Source organism: Enterobacter sp. 725m/11 (genome assembly GCF_011683705.1).
Taxonomy (GTDB): domain Bacteria; phylum Pseudomonadota; class Gammaproteobacteria; order Enterobacterales; family Enterobacteriaceae; genus Enterobacter; species Enterobacter bugandensis.
Genome location: NZ_JAAQOK010000022.1, coordinates 66,801 through 81,178, shown reverse-complemented (window position 1 = coordinate 81,178; position 14,378 = coordinate 66,801). Strand labels below are relative to the sequence as shown.

14 protein-coding genes and 1 pseudogene are annotated in these 14,378 nt (G+C 56.8%); 10 read left to right on the top strand and 5 right to left on the bottom strand.

From position 1 onward, the window contains the following. From HBA26_RS11710 to mtr, 5 genes and pseudogenes are all read left to right on the top strand, one after another. The coding region (locus HBA26_RS11710) for a 30S ribosomal protein S15 (RefSeq protein ID WP_208298162.1) at positions 1–110 on the top strand (110 nt) is incomplete at its 5' end. 242 nt (positions 111–352) lie between these two features. Continuing rightward, positions 353–2,549: pseudogene (pnp, locus tag HBA26_RS11705) on the top strand (polyribonucleotide nucleotidyltransferase). Between the two features lie 50 nt (positions 2,550–2,599). Further along, positions 2,600–3,484, top strand: a complete 885-nt coding sequence (gene nlpI, locus HBA26_RS11700) for a lipoprotein NlpI (protein WP_028014546.1) — start codon at positions 2,600–2,602, stop codon at positions 3,482–3,484. Positions 3,485–3,664: 180 nt separating this feature from the next. Next, positions 3,665–5,560: a DEAD/DEAH family ATP-dependent RNA helicase gene (locus tag HBA26_RS11690; RefSeq protein WP_041907893.1), complete on the top strand. Its 1,896-nt coding sequence runs from the start codon at positions 3,665–3,667 to the stop codon at positions 5,558–5,560. A 142-nt stretch (positions 5,561–5,702) separates the two neighbouring features. After that, positions 5,703–6,947 carry a tryptophan permease gene (gene mtr / locus HBA26_RS11685; protein ID WP_028014544.1) on the top strand — a complete coding sequence of 415 codons (1,245 nt, stop codon included), beginning with the start codon at positions 5,703–5,705 and terminating at the stop codon, positions 6,945–6,947. A gap of 84 nt (positions 6,948–7,031) precedes the next feature. On the opposite strand, the gene HBA26_RS11680 is transcribed toward mtr, so the two are convergent. The 3 genes from HBA26_RS11680 to HBA26_RS11670 form a co-directional block, all read right to left on the bottom strand. Continuing rightward, complete coding sequence (locus tag HBA26_RS11680) at positions 7,032–8,039, bottom strand: LLM class flavin-dependent oxidoreductase (protein ID WP_047367057.1); 1,008 nt, start codon at positions 8,037–8,039, stop codon at positions 7,032–7,034. A 78-nt stretch (positions 8,040–8,117) separates the two neighbouring features. Further along, the gene (locus HBA26_RS11675; protein ID WP_041907896.1) at positions 8,118–8,996 is read right to left on the bottom strand and encodes a U32 family peptidase; all 879 of its coding nucleotides are present in this window, start codon (positions 8,994–8,996) and stop codon (positions 8,118–8,120) included. 7 nt (positions 8,997–9,003) lie between these two features. Further along, positions 9,004–9,999 carry a peptidase U32 family protein gene (locus tag HBA26_RS11670; protein WP_014885366.1) on the bottom strand — a complete coding sequence of 332 codons (996 nt, stop codon included), beginning with the start codon at positions 9,997–9,999 and terminating at the stop codon, positions 9,004–9,006. 211 nt (positions 10,000–10,210) lie between these two features. Here HBA26_RS11670 and HBA26_RS11665 point away from each other — a divergent pair, with 211 nt between their 5' ends. Beyond that, the gene (locus tag HBA26_RS11665; RefSeq protein WP_126345807.1) at positions 10,211–10,735 is read left to right on the top strand and encodes an SCP2 domain-containing protein; all 525 of its coding nucleotides are present in this window, start codon (positions 10,211–10,213) and stop codon (positions 10,733–10,735) included. Beyond that, a complete protein-coding gene (locus HBA26_RS11660; RefSeq protein ID WP_041907900.1) occupies positions 10,729–11,232 on the top strand; it encodes an N-acetyltransferase in 504 nt (167 codons plus the stop codon). Before HBA26_RS11665 ends, HBA26_RS11660 begins: the two co-directional genes overlap by 7 nt. Here the strand turns inward: HBA26_RS11660 and HBA26_RS11655 are convergent. Beyond that, positions 11,219–11,548, bottom strand: coding sequence for a GIY-YIG nuclease family protein (locus HBA26_RS11655; protein ID WP_045260079.1), 330 nt, complete (start codon positions 11,546–11,548; stop codon positions 11,219–11,221). The two genes, HBA26_RS11660 and HBA26_RS11655, sit on opposite strands and share 14 nt — an antisense overlap. 14 nt (positions 11,549–11,562) lie before the next feature. Here HBA26_RS11655 and HBA26_RS11650 point away from each other — a divergent pair, with 14 nt between their 5' ends. After that, on the top strand, positions 11,563–11,997 hold the full coding sequence (locus HBA26_RS11650; RefSeq protein WP_063155276.1) for a YhbP family protein: 435 nt from the start codon (positions 11,563–11,565) through the stop codon (positions 11,995–11,997). On the opposite strand, the gene HBA26_RS11645 is transcribed toward HBA26_RS11650, so the two are convergent. Then, a complete protein-coding gene (locus tag HBA26_RS11645) occupies positions 11,977–12,495 on the bottom strand; it encodes a type 1 glutamine amidotransferase domain-containing protein (RefSeq protein ID WP_028014537.1) in 519 nt (172 codons plus the stop codon). The genes HBA26_RS11650 and HBA26_RS11645 overlap by 21 nt on opposite strands. Positions 12,496–12,623: 128 nt before the next feature. Here HBA26_RS11645 and HBA26_RS11640 point away from each other — a divergent pair, with 128 nt between their 5' ends. Both HBA26_RS11640 and HBA26_RS11635 read left to right on the top strand, forming a co-directional pair. Then, entirely contained in the window at positions 12,624–13,268 is a 645-nt protein-coding gene (locus HBA26_RS11640) for an NAD(P)H-binding protein (RefSeq protein ID WP_032644919.1), read from the top strand. Between the two features lie 40 nt (positions 13,269–13,308). Further along, the gene (locus HBA26_RS11635; RefSeq protein WP_126345808.1) at positions 13,309–14,346 is read left to right on the top strand and encodes a permease; all 1,038 of its coding nucleotides are present in this window, start codon (positions 13,309–13,311) and stop codon (positions 14,344–14,346) included. Positions 14,347–14,378 lie beyond the last annotated feature (32 nt).

Genomic DNA, 14,378 nt, shown 5'->3' with positions numbered 1-14,378 from the left:
GTGGTCTGCTGCGCATGGTTTCTCAGCGTCGTAAACTGCTCGACTACCTGAAGCGTAAAGATGTTGCACGCTACACCGCGCTGATCGAGCGTCTGGGTCTGCGTCGCTAAGTCTTGCGAGTTTCAGAAAAGGGGGCCTGATGGCCCCTTTTTTCAACCAGACGGCAGCAATTCAATGGAAACTATTGTATTGTTGCTATAAATGATCTTCATTGCAGAGGTTCGCGCGGCTAATGAGAGGCTTCACCCATGGGGGTGTCGGTTGTCATTAGTCGCGAGGATGCGAAGAAGGTCGGGTTAAATCGACAGCACGCCGGCGGTGTGCTGTCATACATTTAAGAAAGGATAGAATTTTGCTGAATCCGATCGTTCGTAAATTCCAGTATGGTCAACATACCGTCACGCTGGAAACCGGCATGATGGCACGCCAGGCGACTGCTGCCGTTATGGTAAGCATGGATGACACCGCGGTATTCGTGACCGTTGTGGGCCAGAAAAAAGCTAAACCAGGTCAAGACTTCTTCCCGCTGACCGTTAACTACCAGGAGCGTACCTACGCTGCCGGTAAAATCCCGGGTGGCTTCTTCCGTCGTGAAGGCCGTCCAAGCGAAGGCGAAACCCTGATCGCGCGTCTGATTGACCGCCCGGTTCGTCCGCTGTTCCCGGAAGGCTTCGTTAACGAAGTGCAGGTTATTGCGACCGTTGTTTCCGTTAACCCACAGGTTAACCCGGACATCGTTGCGATGATCGGTGCCTCCGCTGCCCTGTCACTGTCTGGTATTCCATTCAATGGCCCAATCGGTGCCGCGCGCGTCGGTTACATCAACGACCAGTACGTGCTGAACCCAACACAGGAAGAGCTGAAAGAAAGTAAGCTGGACCTGGTTGTTGCCGGTACTGAAGCGGCTGTGCTGATGGTTGAATCCGAAGCTGAACTGCTGAGCGAAGACCAGATGCTGGGCGCTGTGGTGTTCGGTCACGAGCAGCAGCAGATTGTTATCCAGAACATCAACGACCTGGTGAAAGAAGCCGGTAAACCACGTTGGGACTGGCAGCCAGAAGCGGCAAACGACGCGCTGAACGCACGCGTTGCGGCACTGGCAGAATCTCGTCTGAGCGACGCGTACCGCATCACCGACAAACAGGAGCGTTACGCTCAGGTTGACGCGATCAAATCTGAAGTAACCGCGACCCTGGTTGCCGAAGACGAAACGCTGGACGCTAACGAAATTGGCGAAATTCTGCACGCTATCGAGAAAAACGTTGTTCGTAGCCGCGTGCTGGCAGGCGAACCGCGTATCGATGGCCGTGAAAAAGACATGATTCGTGGTCTGGACGTACGCACTGGCGTACTGCCGCGTACTCACGGTTCTGCGCTGTTCACCCGTGGTGAAACGCAGGCGCTGGTTACCGCAACCCTGGGTACCGCACGTGACGCGCAGATCATCGATGAACTGATGGGCGAGCGTACTGACAACTTCCTGTTCCACTACAACTTCCCTCCGTACTCTGTGGGCGAAACCGGTATGGTTGGCTCACCGAAGCGTCGTGAAATTGGTCACGGTCGTCTGGCGAAGCGCGGCGTGCTGGCAGTGATGCCGGAAGCTGACAAATTCCCGTACACCGTTCGCGTGGTTTCTGAAATCACCGAATCCAACGGTTCTTCTTCCATGGCTTCCGTGTGTGGTGCTTCTCTGGCGCTGATGGATGCAGGCGTGCCGATCAAAGCCGCCGTTGCGGGTATCGCAATGGGTCTGGTGAAAGAAGGCGACAACTTCGTTGTTCTGTCTGACATTCTGGGTGACGAAGACCACCTGGGTGATATGGACTTCAAAGTAGCGGGTTCCCGCGACGGTATCTCTGCCCTGCAGATGGATATCAAAATTGAAGGTATCACCAAGGAGATCATGCAGGTTGCTCTGAACCAGGCTAAAGGTGCGCGTCTGCACATCCTGGGCGTGATGGAACAGGCTATCAACGCGCCACGCGGTGATATCTCTGAATTCGCTCCGCGTATTCACACCATCAAGATCAATCCAGACAAGATCAAAGATGTTATTGGTAAGGGCGGTTCTGTTATCCGCGCGCTGACCGAAGAGACCGGCACCACCATCGAAATCGAAGATGACGGTACTGTGAAGATCGCAGCAACCGACGGCGAGAAAGCGAAATTCGCTATCCGTCGCATCGAAGAAATCACTGCTGAAATCGAAGTGGGCCGCGTCTACGCGGGTAAAGTGACCCGTATCGTTGACTTTGGTGCGTTCGTTGCCATCGGTGGCGGTAAAGAAGGTCTGGTTCACATCTCTCAGATCGCTGACAAGCGCGTTGAGAAAGTGACCGACTACCTGCAGATGGGTCAGGAAGTGCCGGTTAAAGTTCTGGAAGTTGACCGTCAGGGCCGTATCCGTCTGAGCATTAAAGAAGCAACCGAGCAGTCTCAACCTGCTGCGGCACCGGAAGCTCCGGCTGCTGAACAGCAAGGCGAGTAAGTTGCCATTTGCCCTCCGCTTTGCGGAGGGCCTGTTATCAGGCAGGACGCCTTGTTAAGCCGCCGGGGGACAGGACGTTCATCCAATAGTTGTCTTCGGGAGTGGGAAATGAAGCCTTTTTTGCGCTGGTGTTTCGTTGCGACAGCTTTAACGCTGGCAGGATGCAGCAACTCTGCCTGGCGTAAGAGCGAAGTCCTCGCAGTGCCATTGCAACCGACTTTGCAGCAGGAAGTGATTCTGGCACGCATGGAACAAATACTTGCCAGTCGGGCTTTAACCGATGACGAACGCGCACAGCTTTTATATGAGCGCGGAGTGTTGTATGATAGTCTCGGTCTGAGGGCATTAGCGCGAAATGATTTTTCACAAGCGCTGGCTATCCGACCTGATATGCCTGAAGTATTCAATTACTTAGGCATTTATTTAACGCAGGCAGGCAATTTTGATGCTGCCTATGAAGCGTTTGATTCTGTACTTGAGCTTGATCCAACTTACAACTACGCGCACTTGAATCGCGGTATCGCATTGTATTACGGCGGTCGTGATAAGTTAGCGCAAGATGATCTGCTGGCGTTTTATCAAGACGATCCTAATGATCCTTTCCGTAGCCTGTGGCTTTACATCGTTGAGCGGAAGCTCGATGAGAAGCAGGCAAAAGAAGCACTACAACAGCGCTTCGAGAAATCGGATAAGGAACAGTGGGGATGGAACATTGTCGAGTTCTACCTGGGCAACATTAGCGAAGCAACGCTGATGGAACGCCTCAAGGCGGACGCAACGGATAACACCTCGCTCGCTGAGCATCTCAGTGAAACCAACTTCTATTTAGGTAAGTACTACCTAAGTCTGGGGGATATGGACAGCGCTACGGCACTGTTCAAATTAGCGGTTGCTAACAACGTACATAACTTCGTTGAGCACCGTTATGCATTGTTGGAATTATCGCTCTTGGGCCAGGAGCAAGACGACCTGGCAGAATCGGACCAGCAATAGCTGACGACATAAACATCAGCCCGTAATCTTTTGATTGCCATCACCTTCACTGGTGAGGGCGTTGTTGTTCGTCAATACACCTACTTTGAGCCGGTTCACACTTTTCAATGAAAATTGCTAATCATTTTCACGATGAGCTAAGTAGACTGGCCGCCATTGACATTGAGGCACTCGTACTACATGGCTGAATTCGAAACCACTTTTGCAGATCTGGGCCTGAAGGCTCCTATCCTTGAAGCCCTTAACGATCTGGGTTACGAAAAACCATCTCCGATCCAGGCAGAATGTATCCCGCATCTGCTTTCTGGTCGTGACGTGCTGGGCATGGCCCAGACTGGTAGCGGTAAAACTGCAGCGTTCTCGCTGCCGCTGCTGAACAACATCGATCCGGACCTGCGTGCACCGCAGATCCTCGTCCTGGCTCCAACTCGTGAACTGGCTGTTCAGGTTGCTGAAGCAATGACGGAATTCTCTAAACATATGCGCGGCGTAAACGTGGTAGCCCTGTACGGCGGCCAGCGTTATGACGTGCAGTTACGCGCCCTGCGCCAGGGCCCACAGATTGTCGTCGGTACGCCGGGCCGTCTGCTGGATCACCTGAAGCGCGGTACTCTGGACCTCTCTAAACTGAGCGGCCTGGTACTGGATGAAGCAGATGAAATGCTGCGTATGGGCTTCATCGAAGACGTAGAAACCATCATGGCGCAGATCCCGGAAGGTCACCAGACCGCTCTGTTCTCTGCAACCATGCCAGAAGCGATCCGTCGCATTACCCGCCGCTTCATGAAAGAGCCGCAGGAAGTGCGTATTCAGTCCAGCGTGACCACTCGCCCGGACATCAGCCAGAGCTACTGGTCCGTGTACGGCATGCGCAAAAACGAAGCGCTGGTCCGTTTCCTGGAAGCGGAAGATTTTGATGCGGCGATTATCTTCGTGCGTACCAAAAATGCGACCCTGGAAGTGGCTGAAGCGCTGGAGCGTAACGGCTACAACAGCGCAGCGCTGAACGGCGACATGAACCAGGCCCTGCGTGAGCAGACGCTGGAGCGTCTGAAAGACGGTCGTCTGGATATCCTGATTGCAACCGACGTGGCAGCACGTGGTCTGGACGTTGAGCGTATCAGCCTGGTTGTAAACTACGACATTCCGATGGATTCCGAGTCTTACGTTCACCGTATCGGTCGTACCGGTCGTGCGGGTCGTGCTGGCCGTGCGCTGCTGTTCGTTGAGAACCGCGAGCGTCGTCTGCTGCGCAACATTGAACGCACCATGAAGCTGACCATTCCAGAAGCCGACCTGCCAAACGCAGATCTGCTGGGCAAACGCCGTCTGGAAAAATTCGCCGCGAAAGTACAGCAGCAGCTGGAAAGCAGCGATCTGGATCAGTACCGCGCACTGCTGTCGCAGATCCAGCCTGTCGCTGAAGGCGAAGAGCTGGACATGGAAACTCTGGCTGCAGCACTGCTGAAAATGGCTCAGGGCGAACGTAGCCTGATCGTGCCACCAGATGCACCGATGCGTCCTAAGCGTGAGTTCCGTGACCGTGACGATCGTTTCGAACGTCGTGGCGACCGTAACGACCGTGGTCCACGCGGCGACCGTCCAGAGCGTGGTGGTGAAGACCGTCCACGTCGTGAGCGTCGTGACGCTGGCGACATGGAACTGTACCGCATTGAAGTGGGCCGTGATGATGGTGTTGAAGTTCGTCACATCGTTGGCGCGATTGCTAACGAAGGCGACATCAGCAGCCGTTACATTGGTAACATCAAGCTGTTCGCATCCCACTCTACCATCGAACTGCCAAAAGGCATGCCGGGCGAAGTACTGCAGCACTTTACTCGCACCCGCATCCTGAACAAGCCGATGAACATGCAGCTGCTGGGCGATGCGCAGCCACGTCCTGACCGCGGTGGCGAACGTCGTGGCGGTGGTCGCGGTTTCGGCGGCGAGCGTCGTGAAGGCGGTCGCAGTGAAGGTCGCGGTGGTGAAGGTCGTCGTTTCTCCGGCGAGCGCCGCGAAAGCCGTGGCCCACGTCGTGAAGAAGGCACCAGCCGTCGTCGTTTCGGTGACGCGTAAGCCTTTCGCTTCTGACGTAAAGTAAAATATACAGCCCCGATACACGCTATCGGGGCTTTTTTTATTCCCTTTGTACTCCTGTACTGGTACAGTGCATCACACTAAAATGCAGAACCGCATGATTAACTGGAGAAAAGGCTGTATGGCGACACTAACCACCACCCAAACGTCACCTTCGCTGCTTGGCGGCGTGGTGATCATCGGCGGAACCATTATAGGTGCCGGGATGTTTTCCCTGCCCGTGGTCATGTCCGGTGCGTGGTTCTTCTGGTCGCTGGCCGCGCTGGTGTTCACCTGGTTCTGCATGCTGCATTCCGGCCTGATGATCCTTGAAGCGAACCTGAACTACCGCATTGGCTCCAGCTTCGACACCATCACCAAAGATCTGCTGGGCAAAGGCTGGAACCTGGTGAACGGCCTTTCCATCGCATTTGTGCTCTACATCCTGACCTACGCGTACATCTCAGCAAGCGGCTCGATTCTGCATCACACCTTTTCGGAGATGTCGCTGAACGTTCCGGCGCGTCTGGCCGGGCTTTGCTTTGCGCTGGGCGTGGCGTTTATCGTCTGGATGAGCACCAAAGCGGTGAGCCGCATGACGGCGATTGTGCTGGGCGCTAAGGTCATCACCTTCTTCCTGACCTTCGGCAGCCTGCTGGGGCACGTTACGCCCGCCACGCTGTTTAACGTTGCGGAAGTTAATACCTCCTACACGCCGTATCTGCTAATGACTCTGCCGTTCTGTCTGGCGTCGTTCGGCTACCACGGCAACGTGCCGAGCCTGATGAAGTACTACGGCAAGGATCCGCGCACCATCGTGAAGTGCCTGGTCTACGGCACGCTGCTGGCGCTTGGGCTGTACGTCATCTGGCTGCTGGGGACAATGGGCAACATCCCGCGCCCGGAGTTTATCGGCATTGCGCAAAAGGGCGGTAACATTGACGTGCTGGTGCAGGCGCTGAGCGGCGTACTGAACAGCCGCAGTCTGGATCTGCTGCTGGTGGTCTTCTCCAACTTTGCGGTGGCGAGTTCATTCCTCGGTGTGACGCTGGGCCTGTTTGACTACCTGGCAGATCTGTTTGGCTTTGACGATTCTGCGATGGGGCGTTTCAAGACGGCGCTGCTGACCTTCCTGCCGCCGATTGTCGGCGGTCTGCTGTGGCCGAACGGGTTCCTCTATGCCATCGGCTATGCAGGGCTGGCGGCCACCATCTGGGCGGCGATTGTGCCGGCGCTGCTGGCACGTAAATCACGTAAACGCTTCGGCAGCCCGAAATTCCGTGTCTGGGGCGGTAAACCGATGATTGCGCTGATCCTGGTATTTGGGGTGGGTAACGCGCTGGTTCACGTGCTGTCGAGCTTTAACCTGTTGCCTGTGTACCAGTAAACACATTGCCCGGTGGCGCTACGCTCACCGGGCCTACAGGGACCGCGTAGGCCGGATAAGGCGAAGCCGCCATCCGGCAAAAAACTACCCCACCAATTCTTCTTTCACCTGCATCGCCAGATCAAACGAATGTAAACGCGCCTGGTGATCGAAAATCTGGCCGTTGACCATAATTTCATCCGCCTGCGTTTCACGCAGCACTGCTTCCAGCCCGTGACGCACTTTTGCCTTATCACCCACCAGCGACATGCTCAACGCCTGCTGCACGCCATACTGCTCGGAGGCCGACCACAGCTGATGCATATTTTCCACCGGAGGCGGCAACTGGCCCGTCTCGCCGCGGCGCAGCTTCACAAACGCCTGCTGCATAGAGGTAAACAGGAATTCCGCGTCGCGATTGCTGTCAGCGGCAATGATGTTGATACACACCATCGCGTACGGCTTCTCCAGACGCTCGGACGGTTTGAAGTTCGTACGGTAGAGGTGCAGCGCCTGATGGAGCATATCCGGCGCGAAGTGGGAGGCGAACGCGAACGGCAGCCCCAGCTGCGCGGCGAGCTGCGCGCTATACAGGCTCGAGCCTAACAGCCACACCGGGATCTTCTCGCCATAGCCCGGCACCGGGCGCACGTGCGGGTTCGGATCGCGCGCGTCGAACCAGTCCACCAGTTCCGCCACGTCGCGCGGGAAGTTATCGATATCGCCGCTCATATGGCGGCGCAGGGCGCGCATGGTCGGCTGGTCGCTGCCCGGCGCGCGGCCAAGCCCCAGGTCAATACGGCCCGGATAGAGGGTATTAAGCGTCCCGAACTGCTCGGCTATCACCAGCGGGGCGTGGTTCGGCAGCATCACGCCACCGGAGCCAAGGTGTAAAGTGGTGGTATTCGCTGCCAGGTAGCCAATCAGCACCGATGTAGCGGCGCTGGCAATGCCGACCATGTTGTGATGTTCTGCCAGCCAGTAGCGGTGATAGCCACGCTTTTCGGCCAGCTGAGCCAGATCGAGAGAATGCGTAAAGGCTTCTCTTGCCGAGGAGCCTTGTGGGATCGGCGCCAGATCCAGCACCGAAAACGGAATGGTTTTGTCAGTCATAACAGCTCACTTTGTCGACGGTCAATCTTTAATACTGCATTAAAAAATGATAACCGTTGTTAACAAAGTGAGCCTTTTTTAGGCCTGAAGTTCCAGCCCGGCCAGACGTTTCCAGTAACCGTTGCAGTCGCTGTTTGCCGCCAGCGGCAGCGGCGACGCGCCGTTTTCGTTAGCGCGGAAGGCGTCCAGCATCGCGAAAACGCTGGTATCCAGCGGCGACAGACGCACCATGTCCACCAGCCCGTCCATCGACGCCAGTTCGTTGCCGAGGTTATAGACGTAACCGCTCATGGTCTGAATGCCGTTCAGGACGAATACCTGCTGGTTCTCCTGCGACAGCATGCTGCGCCCGTTCGGGTACTTGATGCAGCAGGTTTCACATTCATCTTTCGGGCGGTCTTCCGAGCGCGCGGTGAAGCAGCGGGCAGAGTAGGCCAGCGGCAGATGACCGTAGCTCAGCACTTCCACTTCGAACTGATGGCGAATGCCCAGCTCGTCGCACTGATTCAGCAGGTTTGCCAGCCAGTCACGGGAGAGCTCCACCGGCATGCACCAGCGGGTCATTCCCTGTTTGAGCAGCAGGCGCAGGGTGACGGCGTTATAGCAGTTCAGCGCATGGCCTGCGACAAACGGCAGCCTGCGTTCGGCGCACATGTTCACTACCCCCAGGTCGCTCGCTTCCAGCAGAAACTCACCGTTTTCGACGTAGCGCTTCAGCTCGCCCAGTTCGGACGAAGCCTGCACCAGCGCGAGCGTTGACAGCACCACCTGCTTGCCGCTCCCGGCCAGGCTTTTCGCCATCTCCAGCCAGTCGCCCACTTTGGTTGCGCGGCGTTTGCTGCATACTGCTTCACCGAGGTAAATCACATCGGCGCTGCTGGTGGCGGCCTGTTGGTAAAAATCTTCCAGCGTCTCTTTTGGCCAGTAGTAGAGCACCGGCCCTAATGAATATTTCATGGTTATCTCACTGCCATTTACGGTGATACGCGCCCAGCGTGGTTTGCGTGCCTTCGGACATCGATCCGAGCGTCTCCATCCACGCCGCCTGTGGGGCGTAGTTCTGCGGGTCCGCCATGCAGCGGTCGATGGCCTGACGCCACACTTTCGCCACCTGGCTTACATAGGCCGGACTGCGCTGGCGACCTTCAATTTTCACCGAGGCAATATTGGCGGCCAGTAGTTCCGGCAGCAGCTCCAGCGTGTTAAGGCTGGTGGGCTCTTCCAGCGCGTGGTAGCGCTCGCCGTCGACCAGGTAGCGGCCTTTGCACAGCGTCGGATAACCCGCGTTTTCACCGTCCTGATAGCGGTCGATCAGAACTTCATTCAGACGCGACTCCAGCCCCTGTGGGGTCTGCTGCCAGCGGACGAAGCGGGCAGGGGAGCAGGCCCCGACGGTATTCGGCGATTCACCGGTTAAGTAAGAAGAAAGATAGCAACGGCCTTCGGCCATGATGCACAGACTACCAAAGGCAAAAACCTCCAGCGGCACTGGCGTGACGCGCGCGAGTTGCTTAACCTGATGAATAGAGAGCACGCGCGGCAGCACCACGCGAGCGACGTCAAAGTGTTGATGGTAAAAACGCACCGCCTCTTCGTTGGTGGCAGATGCCTGAACAGAGACGTGGCGCTCAATATGCGGATAGCGTTCTGCCGCATACTCAAGCATGGCGAGGTCGGCCAGGATTAACGCATCGGCGCCCAGCTGTGCTGCCATGTCCACCGCGCGCTGCCAGCGGGCGTAACCGTCAGGATGGGCAAACGTGTTGATGGCAATATGCAGCTTGCGGCGGTGCTGATGAACGAAGTTAACGGCTTCCTGAAGCTTTTTCTCCGTAAAGTTAAGGCCAGCAAAATGGCGGGCGTTGGTGTCATCTTTCAGCCCGATATAGACCGCATCGGCCCCATTCTCGATGGCCGCCTTAAGCGCCGGAAGGTTTCCGGCAGGGCAGAGCAGCTCCATAAATTATCCTGATGTAGTCGATAGCAAAATTGTTAACGAGCTGGGATTTTAATTAACCCATACGCGACAATTTTTGATTTAAGGCAGCTAATGGCGTATTGATGGCACCAATAATGGGGTACGTCCGACGATGGTTTGTTGATTTACGCCGCTATGTTCTGGAACGGATGTGGCAAAATAGCGGGACTATAGCTATCAGGGAGTAAAGCTCGTGCTGGATAAACTGCGTTCACGTCTCGTACAATTCGGTCCATCAATGCTGAGCGTGCCGGTCAGGCTGGCGCCGTTCGCGCTTAAACGCCAGGTGCTGGAGCAGGTCCTGAGCTGGCAGTTCCGTCAGGCGCTGCAGGATGGCGAGCTGGAGTTTCTGGAAGGGCGCTGGTTAAGCATTGAGGTGCGTGACATCGGGCTGCGCTGGTTTACCTCCGTAGAGAACGACCAGCTGATCGTTCGTGAGTCTGCCGAGGCGGACGTGAGCTTTAGCGCCAACGCCAGCGACCTGCTGATGATTGCCGCGCGTAAGCATGACCCGGACACACTCTTCTTCCAGCGCCGTCTGGTGATTGAGGGCGACACGGAGCTTGGCCTGTACGTTAAGAATTTAATGGATGCCATTGAGCTGGAGCAGATGCCGAAAGCGCTGCGCGTGATGTTGATGCAAATGGCAGATTTCGTTGAGGCGGGGCTGAAATCCCCGCCGGACAGTAAACACACTTCAGTAGGTGAGCCATGCTGATTCGAGTCGAAATAGGGATTGATGCACCGGGTATCGATGCGTTATTACGCCGCTCTTTTGAGAGCGATGCGGAAGCCCAACTGGTCCACGATCTCCGTGAAGACGGCCTGATCACGCTGGGGCTGGTTGCCACCGATGACGAAGGTCAGGTTGTCGGCTATGTTGCCTTCAGCCCGGTGATCGTTCAGGGTGAAGATCTTCAGTGGGTGGGCATGGCACCGCTGGCGGTAGATGAAAACTACCGCGGGCAGGGCCTGGCGCGCCAGCTGGTCTATGAAGGGCTGGACTCGCTGAATGAGTTTGGTTATGCCGCCGTGGTCACGCTGGGCGATCCGGCGTTCTATGGCCGTTTAGGCTTCGAGCAGGCCGCGCATTACGATCTTCGCTGCCGCTGGCCAGGTACCGAATCCGCCTTCCAGGTGCATCGCCTGGCGGATGATGCCCTGAACGGCGTAAATGGTCTGGTGGACTACCACGACCATTTTAATCGCTTTTAATCAGGCTCTCGCGTAGCGCCTCAAAGGAGCCGTCTCCGGTCACGAGGCGCTCCTTCTGGCGCTTCGTTAGCTGCTTAATACGGTACTCCAGCCTGAGTGCCAGCGATCTGTCCCCCACGGCGGCAGAAAAAGCCAGCTGCAGTTCGCCTTTCCCCCGCAGCGCTTTTGCCCCTTTCCCCGTTTGATGTTGTAAAAAACGCCGCGCCACATCGGTGGTGATCCCGGTGTAGAGTGCGTTATCAGCGGTTCGGACAAGATAGAGAAACCAGCACACGGTAAACAGATTCAGTATGTTAAGGTGAACGCACCATAGCATGAGAGAGAACGAAAATGGAAACACTGGCCGCCATTAACCGCTGGCTGGCAAAGCAGCACGTCGTGACCTGGTGCGTATATAGCGAGGGCGAAATGTGGTGCGCCAACGCCTTTTACTACTACGATCCTGAACGCGTCGCTTTTTACGTCATGAGTGAGGACAAAACGCGGCATGCCCAGATGACCGGCCAGCAGGCAAAAGTGGCGGGCACGGTCAACGGCCAGCCCAAAACCGTCGCGCTGATCCGCGGCGTGCAGTTCAAAGGCGAAATTCGTCGTCTGGAAGGTGAAGAAAGCGACGCACAGCGTAAACGCTACACGCGCCGCTTCCCGGTTGCTGCTGCGCTAAAAGCCCCGGTGTGGGAAATCCGCCTCGATGAGCTGAAATTTACCGACAACACCCTGGGCTTTGGCAAGAAGCTTCACTGGCTACGCGCCGAGCAGGCGTAGCGCTTCGCGGTTAAACGCCGGGAGATCGTCCGGGGTCCGGCTGGTGATCAGCTGGTCGTTATCGTTGACCACCTCCTGATCGTAAAACTCGGCCCCTGCGTTTTTCAGATCGATAACGATCGGTTTCACCGCCGTAAGCTTACGCCCGCGGACCACTTCAGCGCTGATCAGCAGCTGCGGGCCGTGGCAGATGGCAAAGACCGGCTTGCCGGTGCCGACGAAGTCACGGGTAAAGGTGACGAAACGCTCGTCCCCGCGCAGGGAATCCGGTGAATGGCCGCCTGGTAACAGCAGGGCGTCGAAATCTGACGGGCTGACGTTATCGATGGACTCATCGATGGTCACGCTGGCTTCGCCCTTGTGGCCCTTCACGGTTTTACCCGCTTCTTTCTCAATGGTGATGACCTCGTGTCCTGCCTTGCGGAATGCCTCAGCTGGCGACGTAAATTCTGAATCTTCAAACTCGTCGGTAATCAAGACTGCGATTTTTTTACCCATGCTTCCTCCGTTGTTTTCGCTTCAGACTGTTTTTTTCCCGTTTGTGGTAAATACTTACCGGTAACAGACTTTTAAGTGTGGTAGAGCAGGTCCAGATCGCAAACGGACAATTCTGTAAAGGGGATAAGATGAGTCAGGTACTGATTACCGGCGCAACCGGGCTGGTGGGGGGACATCTGCTGCGGTTACTGATCCAGGACCGGCATATCAACTATATTGCCGCCCCGACGCGCCGCCCGCTGTTGGATATCACCGGCGTCTATAACCCGCACGATCCCCAGCTCACCGACGCGCTGGCGCAGGTGCAGGATCCTATAGATATCGCCTTTTGCTGCCTGGGCACGACGCGGCGTGAGGCGGGCAGTAAAGAAGCGTTCGTCCATGCGGACTACACGCTGGTGGTGGATACCGCCCTGACGGCGAAAAAGCTGGGGGCAAAACATTTCCTGGTGGTGAGCTCGCACGGCGCCAGCACCGGCTCACCGTTTTTTTACAATCAGGTGAAGGGCAAAATGGAAGAGGCGCTGATTGCGCAGAAGTGGGAGCGCCTGACAATCGTGCGGCCTTCCATGCTGATGGGCCATCGCGACGAACGGCGTTTTAACGAATCCTTCTTCGCCCCGCTGTTTCGCATCCTGCCGGGTAACTGGAAGTCCATCGAGGCGCGGGACGTCGCGCAGGCGATGCTGAAAGAGGCACTGGCACCGTCGCAGGAGGGCGTCAATATCATCCCTTCGGCAAAACTGCGTGAAATCGCGCAGGGCGAGGCGTAAACTTCTCCGGCTTATTAAATAACACTCTCCGGGGAATGGTATGACTGGTCAGTCTTCATCTCAGGCGGCAACACCTGTCCAATGGTGGAAGCCCGCACTCTTCTTTCTCGTGGTCATCATTGGCCTCTGGTATGTGAAATGGCAGCCGTACTACGGTAAAGCCTTCACCGCCGCCGAAACGCACAGCATCGGTAAATCTATACTCGCTCAGGCTGATGCCAGCCCGCTGAAGGCGGCATGGGATTACGCCATGGTCTACTTCCTGGCGGTGTGGAAAGCTGCCGTCTTAGGGGTAATCCTGGGATCGCTGATTCAGGTACTTATTCCGCGAAACTGGCTGGTGAAAACACTCGGGCAGCCGCGCTTTCAGGGCACGCTGCTGGGGACGATTTTCTCTCTGCCGGGCATGATGTGCTCCTGCTGTGCCGCACCGGTAGCGGCGGGTATGCGCCGCCAGCGCGTATCCATGGGCGGTGCGCTGGCATTCTGGATGGGGAACCCGCTGCTCAACCCGGCGACGCTGGTGTTTATGGGCTTTGTGCTCGGCTGGCATTTTGCCGCTATCCGTCTGGTTGCCGGGCTGCTGACGGTGCTGGTGGTGGCGACGCTGGTACAAAAACTGGTGAAGGATACTGCCGTCGAACCCGCAGCCGTTGAACTGGACGTCAGCGAACCGCAGGGCGGTTTCTTCTCTCGCTGGGGGAAGGCGTTGTGGCAGCTTTTCTGGAGCACCATTCCGGTCTATATCCTGGCGGTACTGGTTCTGGGCGCGGCGCGCGTCTGGCTCTTCCCGCATGCGGATGGCGCAATCGACAACACGCTGATGTGGGTGATTGCGATGGCCGTTGCAGGCTGCCTGTTTGTGATCCCCACGGCGGCAGAAATTCCGATTGTCCAGACCATGATGCTGGCCGGTATGGGTACCGCACCGGCGCTGGCGCTGCTTATCACCTTGCCGGCAATCAGCCTGCCGTCGCTCATCATGCTGCGTAAGTCTTTCCCGGCGAAAGCGCTGTGGCTGACGGCGGGGCTGGTGGCGTTGAGCGGAGTGATGGTGGGGAGTATTGCGTTGATGTAAAAAAAGCCCGGTGGCGCTCGCGCCTACCGGGC